Origin of the sequence: Streptomyces caelestis (assembly GCF_014205255.1) — a bacterium.
GTDB classification, from domain to species: Bacteria; Actinomycetota; Actinomycetes; order Streptomycetales; family Streptomycetaceae; genus Streptomyces; species Streptomyces caelestis.
Genome location: NZ_JACHNE010000001.1, coordinates 8,155,698 through 8,170,922 on the forward strand (window position 1 = coordinate 8,155,698; position 15,225 = coordinate 8,170,922).

Genomic DNA, 15,225 nt, shown 5'->3' on the forward strand with positions numbered 1-15,225 from the left:
ATGACGGAAACGGAAACCAACGCGTACGACGTCGTGGTGCTCGGGGCCGGGCCCGTGGGGGAGAACGTCGCCGACCGCACCCGCGCGGCCGGTCTGACCACCGCGGTCGTGGAGAGCGAACTGGTCGGCGGCGAGTGCTCGTACTGGGCGTGCATGCCCAGCAAGGCCCTGCTGCGGCCGGTCATCGCCCGCGCGGACGCCCGCCGCGTGCCGGGCCTGAGCCAGTCGGTGCAGGGCCCCCTCGACGCCCCCGCGGTCCTCGCCCACCGGGACTACTACACCTCGAACTGGAAGGACGACGGGCAGGTCGGATGGCTCGACAGCATCGGCGCCGACCTGTACCGCGGACACGGCCGCCTCACCGGCCCGCGCACGGTGACGGTCACCGGCCCGGACGGTGGTGAACGCGTCCTGACCGCTCGGCACGCCGTCGCCGTCTGCACCGGCAGCCGCGCCGCCCTGCCCGGGCTGCCCGGGCTCGACGAGGTCCGGCCGTGGACCAGCCGGGAGGCCACCAGCGCCAAGAACGTGCCCGGCCGCCTGGTCGTCGTCGGCGGCGGTGTCGTCGCCGCCGAGATGGCCACCGTCTGGCAGGCCCTCGGCTCGAAGGTCACCATGCTGGTGCGCGGCAAGGGCCTGCTCGCCCGGATGGAGCCCTTCGCCGGAGAACTCGTCGCCGAGGCGCTCACCGAGGCCGGCGCCGACGTCCGCACCGGCACGTCGGTGGAATCGGTGACCCGCGAGAACGGCAGCGTGGTCGCCGTCACGGACAACGGCGACCGCGTCGAGGCCGACGAGATCCTCTTCGCGACCGGCCGCGCACCCCGAACCGACGACCTCGGCCTGGAGACGATCGGCCTGGAACCCGGCACCTGGCTCGACGTCGACGACAGCCTCCGCGTCACCGGCCATGACTGGCTCTACGCGGTCGGCGACGTCAACCAGCGCGCCCTCCTCACCCACCAGGGCAAGTACCAGGCCCGCATCGCGGGCGCGGCCATCGCCGCGCGGGCCGGCGGCGAGACCCTCCTCGCCGAGCCGTGGGGCGCCCATGCCGCGACCGCCGACCACGCCGCCGTCCCCCAGGTCGTCTTCACCGACCCGGAGGCGGCGGCCGTCGGCCTGTCACTCGCCGAGGCCGAGCAGGCAGGGCACCGGGTGAAGGCCGTCGACGTGGACCTGTCCACCGTCGCGGGCGCGGGCCTGTACGCCGACGGCTACAAGGGCCGCGCCCGCATGGTCGTGGACCTCGAGGACGAGATCCTGCGCGGGGTGACCCTCGTCGGCCCCGGCGTCAGCGAGCTCATCCACTCCGCCACGATCGCCGTCGCCGGTCAGGTCCCCGTCGGCCGCCTGTGGCACGCCGTCCCCTCGTACCCGACGATCAGCGAGGTGTGGCTGCGGCTGCTGGAGGCCTACCGCGACGCCTGACCTCAGGCTCCCGTGACCCCGGGGCTGTCCCGCCAGGCGCGGGACAGCCCCGGGCATCCGGTGATCGACCGGGAACCGGCATGATCAGGCGTGCGCGGGCACCACCAGCTCCCGGTACTCGTCGCTCCACAGGTCCTCCTCCGCCTCCGGCAGCAGCAGCACCTGGTCCGGCCGCAACGCGTCGACGGCGCCCTCGTCGTGCGTGACCATGACGATCGCGCCCGGGTACCTGCCCACCGCGGCCAGAACCTCGGCACGGGAGGCCGGATCGAGGTGGTTGGTGGGCTCGTCGAGGAGCAGCACGTTCGCGCCCGAGTGCACCAGGCCCGCCAGGGCGAGCCGGGTCTTCTCGCCGCCGGAGAGGACACCGACGCGCTTGCCGGCGTCGTCGCCGGAGAACAGGAACGAGCCCAGGACCTGGCGGACTTCGCCGTCGGCGAGGTGCGGGGCGGCACCTGCCAGATGCTCACGCACCGTCAGTTCCGGGTCCAGCGTGTCGTGTTCCTGGGCGAAGTAGCCGAGGCGCAGCCCGTGCCCGTGGACCACCCGGCCGCCGTCCGGCGTGTCCTGCCCGGCGAGGATCCGCAACAGGGTTGTCTTTCCAGCGCCGTTGGGCCCGAGCACCACCAGGCGGCTGCCCCGGTCGACGGCGAGGTCGACGCCCCGCAGGACCTGCTGACCGCCGTACGACCTGGTCAGGCTGACCGCGCCGAGCGGGATCCGGCCACAGGGCGCCGGCTCGGGCAGCCGGATCCTGGCCGTCTTCTCGGCGCGCCGGGCCGGTTCGAGGTCCGCGAGCATCCGGTCGGCGCGGCGGGCCATGTTCCGCGCGGCCACCGCGGTCGCGACCCGGGCCCGCATCTTGTCGGCCTGGGCGTGCAACGCCGCCGCCTTGCGCTCGGCGTTCGCCCGCTCGCGGGCCCGTCGCCGCTCGTCGGCGTCCCGCTGGGCCAGATACTCGTCCCAGCCGGTGTTGTGGACATCGAGCGCGGCCCGTCCCGGGTCCAGGTGGAACACCCGGTTCACGGTGCCGGCCAGCAGGGACGTGTCGTGGCTGATCATCACGAGTCCGCCCTGGTGGCCGGAGAGGAACCCGCGCAGCCAGGCGACCGAGTCCGAGTCCAGATGGTTCGTCGGCTCGTCCAGCAGCAGCGTGCCGTGCCCGGCGAACAGGATGCGGGCCAGCTCGACGCGCCGTCGCTGACCACCCGACAGGGCGCTCAGCGGCCGGTCCATCAGCCCCGCCGGCAGTCCGACCCCGCCGGCGACCCGGGCGGCCTCCGCCTCGGCCGCGTATCCGCCGCGCGCCTGGAACTCGGCCTCCGCCCGTACGTAGGCGTTCATCGACCGCTCCGTTCCGTCGGCCATCGCGGCCTCGGCGCGGCGCAGCGCCCGTACGGCGTGGTCCAGGCCGCGCGCGGACAGGATCCGGTCGGTGACGGTGACCGACTGGTCGGCCGCGCGCGACTCCTGCGGGAGATGGCCGACGTCACCGGTGCGGGCGACGGTCCCGGCGGCGGGCCGCAAGGCACCCGCCAGGGTGTGCAACAGGGTCGTTTTTCCCGCGCCGTTGCGGCCGACCAGGCCGATGCGGTCGCCGGGGGAGACGTGGAAGGAGACGCCGGACAGCAGCAGACGCGCGCCCACGCGCACGTCGACGTCACGAACGGTGATCATGAGGAAACGCTCCGAACAAGCAAGAGGACACACGGGTGGCGTGGAAGCGGGTCCTGTTGCTAGGAGATTCGGGGCGTAGACATGGACGTCACGGTAACGGAGGCGCCCCGCCGGGCGCCTCTCGTTTTTTCCCTGCTCTACGGCAGCTCGAAGCCGAGTGCCCGCGCGGCCTCCTCCGGCGTCGGCTGAGCCCAGCGCTGCGTCACCGCCTGGTTGGACGACAGCGAACGCGTCTCGGCCCGGTCCAGATACAGAACCCCGTCGAGATGGTCCGTCTCGTGCTGCACGATCCGCGCCGGCCAGCCCGTGAACACCTCGTCCAGCGCGTGCCCGTGCTCGTCCTGCCCGGTCAGCCGCACCTCGGCGGGCCGCGCCACCACCGCCTGCCAGCCCGGCATGCTCAGGCAGCCCTCGAAGAACGCGGCCCGCGCGCGGCCGACGGGCTCGTAGGCGGGATTGACCAGCACCCGGAACGGCTGCGGCACCCGCCCGCGCGCCCGCCGCACCTCCTCCGGCACCGGCGCCGGATCCTCGAGCACCGCGATCCGCAGCTCCACACCGACCTGCGGCGCCGCCAAACCCACCCCGGGCGCCGCGCGCATGGTGACCCGCAGGGCCTCGACGAACCGGGCCAGCAGCGCGGGCCCCAGCTGACCGTCGTACGGCTCGGTGCCGCGGCGCAGCACCGGATCGCCGGCCGCCACGATGGTCAACGGGCCGCCGTCGGCGAGGAGTTCCTCGACCCGCTCGGCCAGGGGTGCGCGATCGCTCGGAGTTCCCATCGCGTCAGGATGACACGACACCCTCCCTCTTCACGTGACGCACGTCACACACCTCCTCCGGGAACTGGACACCCGGCCGAACCGACTACTGCACCGCCACGGCCGACGACACCGCGACGGCCAAGAAGACGTCCCCCGGAGAAGCCCGCCGATGACCACCGCTCCCTCGACCACCACGGACGAGGCCCCGCGACCCACCCCGGCACCGTCGAAGAACAGCTGGGCCCCGCTGCGTCCGCTGATCCTCCGCCTGCACTTCTACGCCGGGGTGCTGGTGGCGCCGTTCCTCCTGGTCGCCGCCGTCACCGGTCTGCTGTACGCCGCCTCCTTCCAGGCCGAGAAGATCGTGTACGACCACGAACTGACCGTCCCCGCAGGCGAGCGGAAGCTGCCGATCGGCGAGCAGGTGGCCGCCGCCCGCAAGGCCCACCCCGAGGGCACGGTCTCGGCCGTGCGCCCCTCACCCGAGGCGGACGCGACGACCAGGGTGCTGCTGTCCGGTGTCCCGGGCGTCGACGAGGGGCACACGCTCGCCGTGTTCGTCGATCCGTACACGGCGAAGGTGCGCGGCTCCCTCGAACAGTACGGCTCGACCGGCGCGCTGCCGCTGCGCACCTGGATCGACGAGCTCCACCGGGACCTGCACCTGGGCGAGTCGGGCCGGCTGTACAGCGAACTGGCGGCCAGCTGGCTGTGGGTGATCTCGGGCGGCGGACTGGTGCTGTGGTTCTCCCGCCGCCGTGCCCTGCGCAAGGTGCGGGGCACGAGCGGGCGGCGCCGCACCCTCGGACTGCACGGCAGTGTCGGCGTGTGGGCGGCGGCCGGGTTCTTCTTCCTCTCGGCGACCGGTCTGACCTGGTCGGCCCACGCCGGGGCCACCATCGACGAGTTGCGGACCTCGCTGGGCCAGGCCACCCCGTCGGTGTCGGCGTCGGCGGGCGGTGAACACTCCGGCCACGGATCCGCCGCCGGGCGGGCCGGAGACGCCGCGCACGGGGTGGGTCTGGACAAGGTCCTGGCCGCGGCCCGGTCCGAGGGTCTGGGGGACCCGGTGGAGATCGTGCCGCCGGCGGACGCGAAGTCGGCGTACGTCGTCAAGCAGGTACAGCGCAGCTGGCCCGAGAAGCAGGACTCCGTCGCGATCGACCCGGCGAGCGGAGAGGTCATGGACGTGCTGCGGTTCGCCGACCACCCGGTGCTCGCGAAGCTCACCCGGTGGGGCATCGACCTGCACACCGGCATCCTGTTCGGCCTGGCCAACCAGATCGCCCTGATGCTGCTCGCGCTCTGTCTGATCCTGCTGATCGTCTGGGGCTACCGCATGTGGTGGCAGCGCGGCCGCGGCACCGCCTTCGGCCGCCCGATCCCACGCGGCGCCTGGCAGCAGGTGCCCCCACAGATCCTCGTACCGCTGCTGGCGGGGATCGCCGTACTCGGCTACTTCCTGCCCCTGTTCGGCATCCCGCTGGCTGCCTTCCTGGCCGTCGACATCCTGCTGGGCGAGATCGCCTACCGGCGGGGACGGCGGACGTACGGAGCCGGGACGCCGGCGCAGTAGGGGAGACCCGCCGACGCACAGGTGCCCGGCTCCCCACGGAGCCGGGCACCTTCGCGCAGGTCACGGTCAGCGCTGCTCGAAGTCACCCGCGAGCGCCGAGGCGATCCGCAGATGCGACTCCGCCTCCTCGTGCCGGTTCTGCCGCTGGAGCGTGCGGCCGAGCATCAGCCGGGCGTAGTGCTCGACCGGGTCCTGCTCGACGATCGTCCGCAACTCCGCCTCCGCGCGCCGCAGTTGGGCCGAGTGATAGTAGGAGCGCGCCAGCAGCAGCCGCGGCCCGGTCTGCTCGGGCACCTCCTCGACCAGCCCGCCCAGGACGCGCGCGGCGGCGGCGTAGTCCTTGGCGTCGAAGAACATCTGCGCGCGCTCCCAGCGCTCCGCCGGTGTCCCGTGGGCGTAGTACGTCGTGTCGTAGGTCGTGTTCACTCGTGCCTCCTTCGAGGCCGACAACCGAACGACTTGGTTCAATATTCCACTACTGCTTCCTCTGTCGATTCTCCTACGGATACGGGCGGCTACTCGGGCAGGGCGGCCAGCTCGGCATCGGCCCGCTCGGTGATCAGACTCAGCACCCGGCCGGCGACGGCCAGGTCCTCCTCCGGGATGCCGGCGTAGATCCGGGCGGAGAGGGGCGCCGTCTCGCCGGCCGTCCTGGCGTACAGCTCCCGTCCGGCGTCCGTGATCCGCACGTCCGCCCCTTCGGCCGGGGTCAGCAACCGCGCGGCGATCAGTTCGTCGATCACACCCTGCACTTCCGCCGGGTCGTTCTTCAGCGCGCCGACGACACCGTCGACGAGCTGTTCGCGCTCGACCGGGCCGTCGGCGACGGCGGCGAGCCGGAGGGTGACGGACTGCCGGAAGGTGACGCCGTGCCGGGCCAGTACGTGCTCCAAGCACCGCGCGGCCGGCGTAGGGGGCCAGGCGATGACGCGGGGCGGGCGCCTTGATCGCCCGCCCGGTGACCTCGCGGCCCTGCTCGGTGAGCGCGAGCTGTACCGCGCGCGGGTCGTCCGGGTCCCGGGTGCGCTCCAGCAGACCGGCGGCCTCCGGCGCACGCGCGAGCTTCGACACGTAGAGTCGCTCGCGGCCCACGGCCCACGGCCCACGGCCCACGGCCCGCGGCCCACGGCTGCGCGACGGCGTTGTCGCAGTCCGGTGTGGTCGGCGAGGCGACGCTGACTGGGCCGCTCGCCGGAGCGCTGCATGCCGTGCACCTGCGGCACGGCCCGAACGACGCGCTGACGCGGGCCCTTCCGTCGGACTAGGTTGTGCGCCATGAGCAATCTTGAGCGCGAGGCGGCTCCCTCCCTGTGCGGTGGCCGCGGCTTCGTCGTGGCGGAGCCGGTTCGCGAACTCCTCAGTCCTCGCCACGTCAAGCTGGGCGAGTCCAGCGAGGTCCGCAGGCTGCTGCCCAACCTCGGCCGCCGAATGGTCGGCGCATGGTGCTTCGTCGACCACTACGGCCCCGACGACATCGCCGACGAGCCCGGCATGCAGGTGCCGCCGCACCCCCACATGGGCCTCCAGACGGTGAGCTGGCTGCACGAGGGGGAGGTGCTGCACCGCGATTCCACCGGCAGTCTCCAGACGATCCGGCCGCGCGAACTGGGCCTGATGACCTCCGGCCGGGCGATCAGCCACTCCGAGGAGAGCCCTCGCTCGCACGCCCGATTCCTGCACGGCGCGCAACTGTGGGTCGCGCTCCCCGACGGCCACCGCCACACCGACCCGCGCTTCGAACACCACGCCGACCTGCCGGTCGTCACCGCACCCGGCGTCAAGGCGACACTGATCCTCGGCGACCTCGACGGCGCGACCTCGCCCGGCACGGCGTACACCCCGATCGTCGGCGCCGACCTGGCCCTCACTCGAGGCGCGGACGTACGCCTCCCGCTGGAGCCGGACTTCGAGTACGCCGTCCTGTCCATGTCCGGCGAGGCCCACGTGGACGGCGTCCCGCTCCTGCCCGGCTCGATGCTCTACCTCGGCTGCGGCCGCAGTGAGTTGCCGCTGCGGGCGGAGTCGGACGCGGGCCTGATGCTCCTGGGCGGCGAACCGTTCGAGGAAGAACTGATCATGTTCTGGAACTGGATCGGACGGTCGCAGGAAGAGATCGTACAGGCGCGCAAGGACTGGATGGAAGGGACTCGGTTCGGCGAGGTGAAGGGGTACGACGGTGATCCGCTAGCCGCTCCGGAGCTGCCGCCGGTGCCGTTGAAGCCGCGAGGAAGAGTGCGCTGACCTGCTGGAATTCCCGCGGGTCGGTGGCTGCTGAGTGGGCGGCTGGGCATTGTTGGCCGCTTTTCGACCGCTCGCCGGTCGGCGGCCGAGCGTGTCGCTTGCTCGGGTCGGCGGGGTCGGCGATTCCACGGTGTGGCTGTCTGCGGGCAGCTGCGGCAGGACTCTTGCTGATCTGATGCTGACTTTGCTGACGCTCAGTCAGGTGAGATGGAGAAGCTCTTCTCGCAGCTCCGCACCTTGCGTCGATCTTTGCAAGTTCGGGCGCGGCGCGACGAATGCTGACCCGGCGGGCGGCCAAACCGGGTGTTGGCGCGGGACAGTGATGCTCGCGCTATGGCTTTGTTGGGAGTCGACAAGATTCGGTGCCGCTGTCGGCAGCGGCGCTCTGCTCGGTCGTCTACGCCAGCGGACAGCAGTTCGTTGTCCGTTGACAGCGAAGTCAGTCGGACGGACGGCGCTGACCTGCATGGACTGGATTGGGTGGTAAAGCGGCGCAGGGGTCAAGGTCTCCGCGTCGTCGACTGCCGCAGGGATAAATGGATACGCGTTCCCGGTTTCTGACGCACGGTGATGCGCGCGGTCGTCCCCGTCTGTGGGCGTTGACCGCGTACGTCGTGTCCTGGGGTGTGGCCGTGCTCGTTCAGCTTCTGATGCCTCAGGTACCGGAGGGCGAGCCCTGGGCAGGGAGGTCCGCAACCGGGATGATGAGCGAGCTGGACACGGCGATCGCCCATGGGGAGTGACAGCTGATGAGAGCGTGTGTGGTCGGGGCCGGCCCCGGGGGAATCGTCACCGCCAAGGTGCTGCTGGAGAACGGCTTCGACGTCACGGTCTTCGACAAGTACCAGCAGGTCGGCGGGATCTGGTCAGCAGAAGGCTGCTACGACGGGCTGGCCAACCAGTCCGCGCTCCGCATCTTCGAGTTCGCGGACCTGCCCAACCGCTTGCATTTCGTCAGCGCGGTGGACACGCAACGCTACCTGGAGAACTACGCCGAGATCTTCGGTGTACTGGACCGCGTCCGGCCCGGTACCGAGGTGATCTCCATCCGGCCGGTGGAGGGGCCCGGGCGGGTGGGCGCCTCCGGCTGGTCGGTCGACTCCCGGCCCACCGGGGACAAGGCGGCGGACGTTCATCGCGAGACTTTCGACTATGTCGTTGTCGCCAGTGGGGCTCATCATCATGCCCAACTGCCCGAGCTGCCCGGGCGTGAGTCGTTCCGCGGGACCGTGCTGCACTCCAATGAGGTGCGGTCCGGGACATTCGCCGGCCGGCGCGTGGTCGTCGTGGGCGGCGGCAAGTCCGCATTGGACTTGATCACCCGCGCCGCACACGAGGCGGCCTCGGCCACGATCGTGCAGCGAAAGGTGAACTGGATGATCCCCGAGCGGTTCCTGCTCGGTCTGGTCAACTACAAGTGGATCCTGTTCACCCGGCTCGGTGAGGCGCTCCTGCCCCGCTACCACGATCCGGCCTGCGTCCGTCCGATCGACCGCATCGACGAGCGGGTCAAGCGGGCTCTGTGGTGGCTCATCACCCGCGACGTGCTGCTTTCCACCGGGCTGTACCGGCTTCCGAGGCAGCTGCGGCCCGCTCACGCGCTCCCCTTCCATCTGGCCCACGCGGGAGTGATGCCGCGCGGCTACGTGCGGGCCGTCCGCCGCGGCCTGATCGCCCCCAAGGTCAGTGCCGTCGAGGCGTATACCGACAAGGGGCTCCGACTGGCGACCGGCGAGGAAGTGGCGGCAGACGTCATCGTGTTCGCCACAGGGCACCACAAAGTCTTCCCGTTCCTGGACTCGAGCGTGCGCGTGCACGATGACGACGGGCGGCTGCGGCTCTACCGCGGCATCGTGCCACCCGGCGCCGACCGGCTCGGGTTCGTCGGTTTCCGGCAGGTCTTCAACAACATCATGGGCGTGGAACTCACCGCGCACTGGCTGACCAGCCATTTCCGGGCGACGCTGCGCACCACCCCCGACGAGCAGGGGATGCGGGAGGCCATCGACGCTCGCCTGGCCTGGCAGGAGCAGGTACTGCCAGGCTCCGGCGGCTACGACTTCGGCCCCTACGACATCCACTGCGCGGACGAACTCCTGCACGACATGGGGTTGCCATCCCGCCGCGCCGGCAACCTGCTGGCCGAATACCTGCTTCCCGGCGGAGTGGCACACCGCTACGCGGGCCTGACTCGATCGAGTTCGGCGAAATGAATGCAGAGCCGGCTTCCGCCGCGGTCATCGCGCGTCCGCCCGAGGACAGCACGTCCGCCTCGATCGTCTCCGGGCCGCGCGAATTGGTCGCCTTTACCTCGTGCCCGGCAGCGCTCAACCGCCTGGTCAGCGTCTTGCCGATGTTCCCGGTGCCGAGAATGCCGATCTTCATGGTGAAACTCCTTGTCCGGAACGGAACCCCGGTGTCGGTGACCGGGGTTCCGGGGCTGGGTCTCTGCGGCGCGACCGGGGCTGCGGCGGACCGCGGACGCGGTGGTGTCAGTGGGTGATGGCGGCCTCGTTCGAAGTGAGAGCGCCGTTCTTCGTGTTCGTCGTGTGTGTTCGCGGCGTGCCGACGCTGCCGCTCTCGTGCCGTTGCGTGCACGAGAGCCGCGTCGGGTGACTCAGCGGTGGGCGCAGCATGATGCCGGCGTTGTTGACCAGGACGTTCAGCCCCGGGTGGCTCGCCGCCACGGTCTCGCGGGCCCGGGCGATCGAGTCGGGGTCCGCGACATCGAGGACGAGCGCGTCGATGCCCGGGTGCTCGGCCGTGATCTCGTCGAGGAGTTCCTTGCGCCGGCCGGCGACGACCACCTTGTTGCCGGCCTCGTGCAGACGCAGGGCCAGACCGAGGCCGATGCCCGAGGTCCCGCCAGTGATCAGGATCGTGTTGCCGGTCATCTTCATGGGGGTCTCGCTCCTTCGGTACGGCGGGCCGGTGTGCGCCCGCAGCCTCGACCGTAGGGGCGCCCGCGCAGGGGCGGGAGAGGACGGTTTATCCATGGATCGGCGGTCTCTGCCTCGTGAAGAGAACGCCGGCCGTCGGGCTGGGTCCTGCAGAAGCTGGACGGCGGCCGCGGTCCCGGCCGGGGCGTCATCCACGCCGTCGACTGCGAGGAAGCACCCGCCGGGGCACCGAAGCTGACCCTGGACAAGGCGCTGGACGCCGCGGAGCATCCCGCGCGCCCTCGGACGTCCCTGAGTCGCGGTTTCGTCGCCCCGCCCGGGACGCCTACGCAATCGGCGCACGCGGCCGGGGCCACGCCAGAGCCGTCAACAGTATCCTGGCGATCACGGAAGCGATGGCACACTGATGGGCTCAACTCGCCCATCGCGCCCGGGAGATCACCTGATGAACGCCACCCCCGCCGCCGACGGCCAGGGAGCCGAAACAGCCGGGGAACGTACCGGCGGCTGCCTGTGCGGCCGCATCCGCTTCACCACCCGAGGTCCGGCCGTCTTCCCCCACACCTGCGTCTGCCGCCACTGTCAAAAGCTCGGCGGCACACCAGTGATGTGGTGGGTGGGATTCGAGACCGTCACCTGGACCGGTGAGGGCGGCGAGCCAACCTGGTACGAGACCTTCGAAGGCGAGGCGAAGCGCGGCTTCTGCCCGACCTGCGGCAGCCGCGTCGCGGCGATCGACAGCGACATCCCGGAGATTGGCATCAACGTCACTGCCCTCGACGACACCAGCGGCCCGGACCTCGTGCCGATCCACGCCTCCTTCCGCGACAACGCTGTGCACTGGCTGCCCCCGGTGCCGGAGACCGAGCACAGGACGGCCGGTTGACCGCCCGTCCACTGGTCGGCAACGTCACCTGCTCACTCGATGGCCCCGGCAGGCATCCCGGTCTCGCCCGCGAGCAGGGCGCGAACTCCCGGGCCGGGACCCGCCGAGGGACATGCCCAGCGAGGACGACGGAGGACTCTGCGAGAGCCGTGTGGCAGTCCAGGGGGATGCTCAATCACAGCGACTCCAGAAAGGCGCTGGGCTACTTCCTAGACGAATACCGGCCGTCGACACCTGCCGAGACGAAAGCGCGCACCACATCCCAGTACGTTGAGAATTCCGGGCGGCTTTGAGGAAGCTGAGTGAGGGCAGCATCGGGCCATCAGTAAAGAAATGAGAGCCGCCCGACACATGTTCCTCTGCATCGGGAACACGCTCGGCGCCGGGAACGCGCACAGGCTCATCGATGTGATCGAAGCGGCCTACATCAGGCCGGTGAACAAGGCACAGTCGACCTGACGGGAACTGCTCGTCCGAACCGTTGGGTGGACGCCCCATCCCTTCCACGGACACCGCCGCGCGCCGCCACGCAGAGGAGGCACAAGACGTGAACACAAGGACTTGACAGGGAACTCTGTTCTCGCAAGCACTGCACGCTCATCGCCGGCGGCCCGGCGGTGGCGTGGGCCGGGTTCCGCCGGGACAAATTGACCTGGACCGGCTCCAGAGGGGAACCGACCTGGTATTCGACCTGGCTTCTCCGAACTACCAGGGGTGTCCCGTAATCGGGTGACGGGACGAGCAGTCCCGAGAGGAAGGGCCGGTATGGCCGACTTTCAGGTCGGCCAGTTCGCGCAAGCAGGGCTCACGGGGAACGGGCCTTCGCGGTAGATCTGTGGCATGACCGCCTGATCCCCGAAGCAGGGCGGCCGGCTCCAGTGCGCCATCCTGGCGCAGCCAGGCGCGCCCCTGGGCTACTTCAACAACAGAAGAACCGCAGATCGAAACCCCTCGAAAGAGGTCTTGACCTGCGGTTCTTCAAACTGTATATCAGTACTCTGAGTAGCCCCGACGGGGCACACGGCAGATGGATGCAGGATGCGCCCCTGGTCATCGAAGCCTTGTGTTCGCTGGACCGATCTGTCGTGTGAGAAGCGGTTCGCTTCGGGCGAGGGTGAGTTTCGTCGACGAGGTCAGCGAGACAGTCCAGCTGGCCCGGACGTCGCGTCGTTTCTTCGATCCGCCCGACAGGGATCAGGCCGTCGAGGACGTCGACGACGAACTGGGACGCGGGGCATGGCTTCGAACTCGTCTCGTGACTCGTCGTTCAGCACCCTGTGCGTATCAGGTGACGGATGCTCAGCGATGGCTGGGCCCGCCGGTCAGTCGATGCCGTCGACGATGCGGAAATCGCGCTCGACGCCGTCGGGGAGGGCCACCAGCGCCTTCTGGTATGCCTCGCTCTCGTATGCCGCGACGGCCTGTTCAAAGCTGTCGAACTCGATCAGAACGACGCGTTGCGTGATTCCGGCCTCGTGGGCGACGACTCGACCGCCATGGGACGGGATCCGGGACAGGACGCGCCCGCCCCCAGCCTGGACAGCCGGACCGGCCAGCTTGTCGTAGGCAGTCAGACTCTCAGGGTCGGAAATGGCGGGGTAGACACTGACCCAGTAGCCCTTAGCCATGGAAACCTCCTGTGTTCGGCCGGACACGTCCGACTTCGAATTGACACTCAGATCGATCGATCCCGGCGACGGGTACTGCGGTCAGTTGAATCGCCGTATGCGCAGGTTAGGGCTTGATGTGCGGTCGAGGGAAAGACCGGTACGGGATAGACTCAGAACGGATCGTTATCAATCGGCAGGGAGGGCACGTGGCGCCGGATACGGTGAGCCTGCGGTACTTCCTGGTGCTGGCGCAGGAGTTGAACTTCACCCGCGCGGCCGCCCGGATCGGTATCGCACAGCCCGCACTCAGCGCCCGGATGCGCCGATTGGAGGCGGAACTCGGTACGGCCCTGCTGGTCCGCAACACACGTAGCGTCGTATTGACCACGGCCGGTGCGGCTTTGGCGGAGTCCGCGCCGCCCGCGCTGGCGGCGCTGGACCGGGCATGGGACACCGCCCGGAGCGCGGCGGCCGGTGAACTGGGCACGCTGCGCATCGGATACAGCCTCAGCGCCGGGGCCGAGACGGCACCGGCCCTGGTGGACAGGCTGATTCGCGGCAACAGCGGACTCGAGGTCGGCGCGGTCCCGATGGCGACACCGGAGATCTCCCCCGCGGTCGCCGACGGCCGCATCGATGCCGGGATCACCCGCGGTGAACAGCCGGGCCGTGGCGTGCGCCGGTTCCTGCTGCGGCGCGCGCGCATCGGGGTCCAGCTGGCGCAGCACCATCCGCTGGCCGAACACCCGGAGATCGAGATCGCCGACGCGGCCGCGTATCCGCTGCGACTCCCGGACCGTGCGGCCAACCCCGTGATCCACGATCAGCTGTCCGCACTGTTCCGAGACACCCGACCACACCCCCGGTTCCACACGCCCGCAGTCTCTTTCGACATGTCTCAGCGCGACCTGCGCGACGGGGTCACCCTCGCCCCGGCCGGAGAAGCCGCGGCCACGGTACAACCGGCCGGTCTCACCTGGCGGCCGCTGCGAGGCGCGCCCAGCCTGACGATCCACCTGGTCCTCCCACGCGAGCAGTCGCCGCTACACCGCCGCATCCGCGCCGTCGCCAAAACCCTGGCGCACGAGCTGCACTGGCTGCCGGACTGACGCGCAAGAGGTCAAGCGAGACGGACGCCTGCGGTGGCGAGGCCGAAGACCTTGCGCCCGGCGGACTTCGCGGTGATGACGACGGCGGTCTTGCTGAATGTCCGACACGACCTCGCTACGCCGGCGGATCAGCATCCGATGATGGCCCCGGGTCCGGTCCGAGTCGTACACCGCGGCGACGTCCTCGCCCAGCCCGAGATCTCGGCGGACACCGCGCCTTCGCCGACGCCGAACCGGACAAGCACGGGTAACCGGCGGGAACGCCCGCCGTCAACGGCGTCCATGACGTCGGTCAATGCTTAACGCCAATCACTGTTCCATTGCTCCCCGAGGCCGTGATACGGGGAACCTGCGGGTAGCCGACCTCGGGTGCGGACCCGGTCACCTGACGGCCATGCTGCACGACTTGGGGTTGGACGCCTTCGGGCTCGGCCTCTCCCCGGCCATGGTCGACCACGCTCGGCGGGCCCAGCCGGCGCTGCGGTTCGACGAAGCGCGAATGGAGGCCCTGCCGGTCGAGGACGGCGCGCTCGGCGGAGTGCGGCCGAGACGCCGACGACCAGGGGCAGTCCGTTCGCGTCCGACAGGATGTGCATCTTGGAGCCCGGCTTGCCTCGGTCCACCGGATTCGGACCTGTGTGTCCGCCCCCTTTTTCGCCCTGACGTGGGCAGTGTCGAGGACGACGCGCCTCGGCCTGGCGGACCCAGCCGCGCAGGGCTTCGGGATGGATGCCGAGATCCCGCGCGACATGCGCGACGGGTCGGCCGGTGGCCCGGACCTCACGGATCGCGCGCTCGCGGAGCTCGTCCGGGTATTTACGGGGTGCTGCCATGATGCTGGTGGATCTCCTTCGCCAGGATCGTAACCCTGGCATCAGGGACTCCACGAAACGGGGTACAGCTCACTGGCCCGTGTGAAGACGCTGGTCGGCCGGCTGTTCCACGTGAGCTACACGGTCGACATGGTTCGAGGGTTGGCCTCGTCCCAGCAGATTCCTCGTCTGCTGGTGCTACAGGCGTGACGCGTCGCC

Annotated in this window: 12 protein-coding genes and 6 pseudogenes; 8 read left to right on the forward strand and 10 right to left on the reverse strand. The window is 70.4% G+C overall.

What is annotated here, in order from left to right:
- A complete protein-coding gene (locus HDA41_RS36915; protein ID WP_184991857.1) occupies positions 1-1,431 on the forward strand; it encodes a dihydrolipoyl dehydrogenase family protein in 1,431 nt (476 codons plus the stop codon).
- Between the two features lie 84 nt (positions 1,432-1,515).
- Here HDA41_RS36915 and HDA41_RS36920 read toward each other — a convergent pair whose 3' ends face one another.
- On the reverse strand, positions 1,516-3,108 hold the full coding sequence (locus HDA41_RS36920) for an ABC-F family ATP-binding cassette domain-containing protein (protein ID WP_184991859.1): 1,593 nt from the start codon (positions 3,106-3,108) through the stop codon (positions 1,516-1,518).
- 137 nt (positions 3,109-3,245) lie between these two features.
- On the reverse strand, positions 3,246-3,890 hold the full coding sequence (locus tag HDA41_RS36925) for a peptide deformylase (RefSeq protein WP_184991861.1): 645 nt from the start codon (positions 3,888-3,890) through the stop codon (positions 3,246-3,248).
- A 151-nt stretch (positions 3,891-4,041) separates the two neighbouring features.
- On the opposite strand from HDA41_RS36925, the gene HDA41_RS36930 reads away from it, so the two are divergent.
- Positions 4,042-5,448 carry a PepSY-associated TM helix domain-containing protein gene (locus HDA41_RS36930; protein WP_184991863.1) on the forward strand — a complete coding sequence of 469 codons (1,407 nt, stop codon included), beginning with the start codon at positions 4,042-4,044 and terminating at the stop codon, positions 5,446-5,448.
- A gap of 66 nt (positions 5,449-5,514) precedes the next feature.
- Here HDA41_RS36930 and HDA41_RS36935 read toward each other — a convergent pair whose 3' ends face one another.
- From HDA41_RS36935 to HDA41_RS41950, 3 genes and pseudogenes are all read right to left on the reverse strand, one after another.
- Positions 5,515-5,805 (reverse strand): tetratricopeptide repeat protein, encoded by a 291-nt coding sequence (locus tag HDA41_RS36935; protein ID WP_184994050.1) that lies wholly within the window; start codon positions 5,803-5,805, stop codon positions 5,515-5,517.
- A gap of 158 nt (positions 5,806-5,963) precedes the next feature.
- Positions 5,964-6,341, reverse strand: a complete 378-nt coding sequence (locus HDA41_RS36940) for a winged helix DNA-binding protein (RefSeq protein WP_230299838.1) — start codon at positions 6,339-6,341, stop codon at positions 5,964-5,966.
- A gap of 52 nt (positions 6,342-6,393) precedes the next feature.
- Positions 6,394-6,671: pseudogene (locus HDA41_RS41950) on the reverse strand (hypothetical protein); the annotation flags it as partial.
- A gap of 52 nt (positions 6,672-6,723) precedes the next feature.
- Here HDA41_RS41950 and HDA41_RS36945 point away from each other — a divergent pair.
- A complete protein-coding gene (locus HDA41_RS36945; protein WP_184991865.1) occupies positions 6,724-7,689 on the forward strand; it encodes a pirin family protein in 966 nt (321 codons plus the stop codon).
- A 749-nt stretch (positions 7,690-8,438) separates the two neighbouring features.
- Entirely contained in the window at positions 8,439-9,902 is a 1,464-nt protein-coding gene (locus HDA41_RS36950) for a flavin-containing monooxygenase (protein WP_184991867.1), read from the forward strand.
- A 73-nt stretch (positions 9,903-9,975) separates the two neighbouring features.
- Here HDA41_RS36950 and HDA41_RS41955 read toward each other — a convergent pair.
- Both HDA41_RS41955 and HDA41_RS36960 read right to left on the reverse strand, forming a co-directional pair.
- A pseudogene (locus tag HDA41_RS41955) lies at positions 9,976-10,074 on the reverse strand (NAD(P)-binding domain-containing protein); the annotation flags it as partial.
- 107 nt (positions 10,075-10,181) lie between these two features.
- Positions 10,182-10,589, reverse strand: a complete 408-nt coding sequence (locus HDA41_RS36960; protein WP_230299837.1) for an SDR family NAD(P)-dependent oxidoreductase — start codon at positions 10,587-10,589, stop codon at positions 10,182-10,184.
- A 123-nt stretch (positions 10,590-10,712) separates the two neighbouring features.
- Here HDA41_RS36960 and HDA41_RS40705 point away from each other — a divergent pair.
- Positions 10,713-10,862, forward strand: a pseudogene (locus HDA41_RS40705) (DUF6233 domain-containing protein); the annotation flags it as partial.
- 172 nt (positions 10,863-11,034) lie between these two features.
- On the forward strand, positions 11,035-11,475 hold the full coding sequence (locus HDA41_RS36965) for a GFA family protein (RefSeq protein ID WP_184991871.1): 441 nt from the start codon (positions 11,035-11,037) through the stop codon (positions 11,473-11,475).
- A gap of 1,322 nt (positions 11,476-12,797) precedes the next feature.
- Here HDA41_RS36965 and HDA41_RS36970 read toward each other — a convergent pair.
- A complete protein-coding gene (locus tag HDA41_RS36970) occupies positions 12,798-13,103 on the reverse strand; it encodes a DUF1330 domain-containing protein (RefSeq protein ID WP_184991873.1) in 306 nt (101 codons plus the stop codon).
- Between the two features lie 188 nt (positions 13,104-13,291).
- Here HDA41_RS36970 and HDA41_RS36975 point away from each other — a divergent pair, with 188 nt between their 5' ends.
- Together HDA41_RS36975 and HDA41_RS36980 are read left to right on the forward strand one after the other, a co-directional pair.
- Positions 13,292-14,194, forward strand: coding sequence for a LysR family transcriptional regulator (locus HDA41_RS36975; RefSeq protein ID WP_184991875.1), 903 nt, complete (start codon positions 13,292-13,294; stop codon positions 14,192-14,194).
- Positions 14,195-14,528: 334 nt separating this feature from the next.
- A pseudogene (locus HDA41_RS36980) lies at positions 14,529-14,735 on the forward strand (class I SAM-dependent methyltransferase); the annotation flags it as partial.
- Between the two features lies 1 nt (position 14,736).
- Here the strand turns inward: HDA41_RS36980 and HDA41_RS36985 are convergent.
- Both HDA41_RS36985 and HDA41_RS42890 read right to left on the reverse strand, forming a co-directional pair.
- Positions 14,737-14,882 (reverse strand): annotated as a pseudogene (locus HDA41_RS36985) (IS5/IS1182 family transposase); the annotation flags it as partial.
- A 58-nt stretch (positions 14,883-14,940) separates the two neighbouring features.
- Positions 14,941-15,069: pseudogene (locus HDA41_RS42890) on the reverse strand (hypothetical protein); the annotation flags it as partial.
- Positions 15,070-15,225: the final 156 nt, after the last annotated feature.

Excerpts from the sequence above, each read along its gene's own strand:
- HDA41_RS36925 (WP_184991861.1), bottom strand. The coding sequence starts at position 3,890 with ATGGGAACTCCGAGCGATCGCGCACCCCTGGCCGAGCGGGTCGAGGAA.
- HDA41_RS36965 (WP_184991871.1), top strand. The coding sequence starts at position 11,035 with ATGAACGCCACCCCCGCCGCCGACGGCCAGGGAGCCGAAACAGCCGGG.
- HDA41_RS36915 (WP_184991857.1), top strand. The coding sequence starts at position 1 with ATGACGGAAACGGAAACCAACGCGTACGACGTCGTGGTGCTCGGGGCC.
- HDA41_RS36920 (WP_184991859.1), bottom strand. The coding sequence starts at position 3,108 with ATGATCACCGTTCGTGACGTCGACGTGCGCGTGGGCGCGCGTCTGCTG.
- HDA41_RS36935 (WP_184994050.1), bottom strand. The coding sequence starts at position 5,805 with ATGTTCTTCGACGCCAAGGACTACGCCGCCGCCGCGCGCGTCCTGGGC.
- HDA41_RS36960 (WP_230299837.1), bottom strand. The coding sequence starts at position 10,589 with ATGAAGATGACCGGCAACACGATCCTGATCACTGGCGGGACCTCGGGC.
- HDA41_RS36930 (WP_184991863.1), top strand. The coding sequence starts at position 4,042 with ATGACCACCGCTCCCTCGACCACCACGGACGAGGCCCCGCGACCCACC.
- HDA41_RS36970 (WP_184991873.1), bottom strand. The coding sequence starts at position 13,103 with ATGGCTAAGGGCTACTGGGTCAGTGTCTACCCCGCCATTTCCGACCCT.
- HDA41_RS36950 (WP_184991867.1), top strand. The coding sequence starts at position 8,439 with ATGAGAGCGTGTGTGGTCGGGGCCGGCCCCGGGGGAATCGTCACCGCC.
- HDA41_RS36945 (WP_184991865.1), top strand. The coding sequence starts at position 6,724 with ATGAGCAATCTTGAGCGCGAGGCGGCTCCCTCCCTGTGCGGTGGCCGC.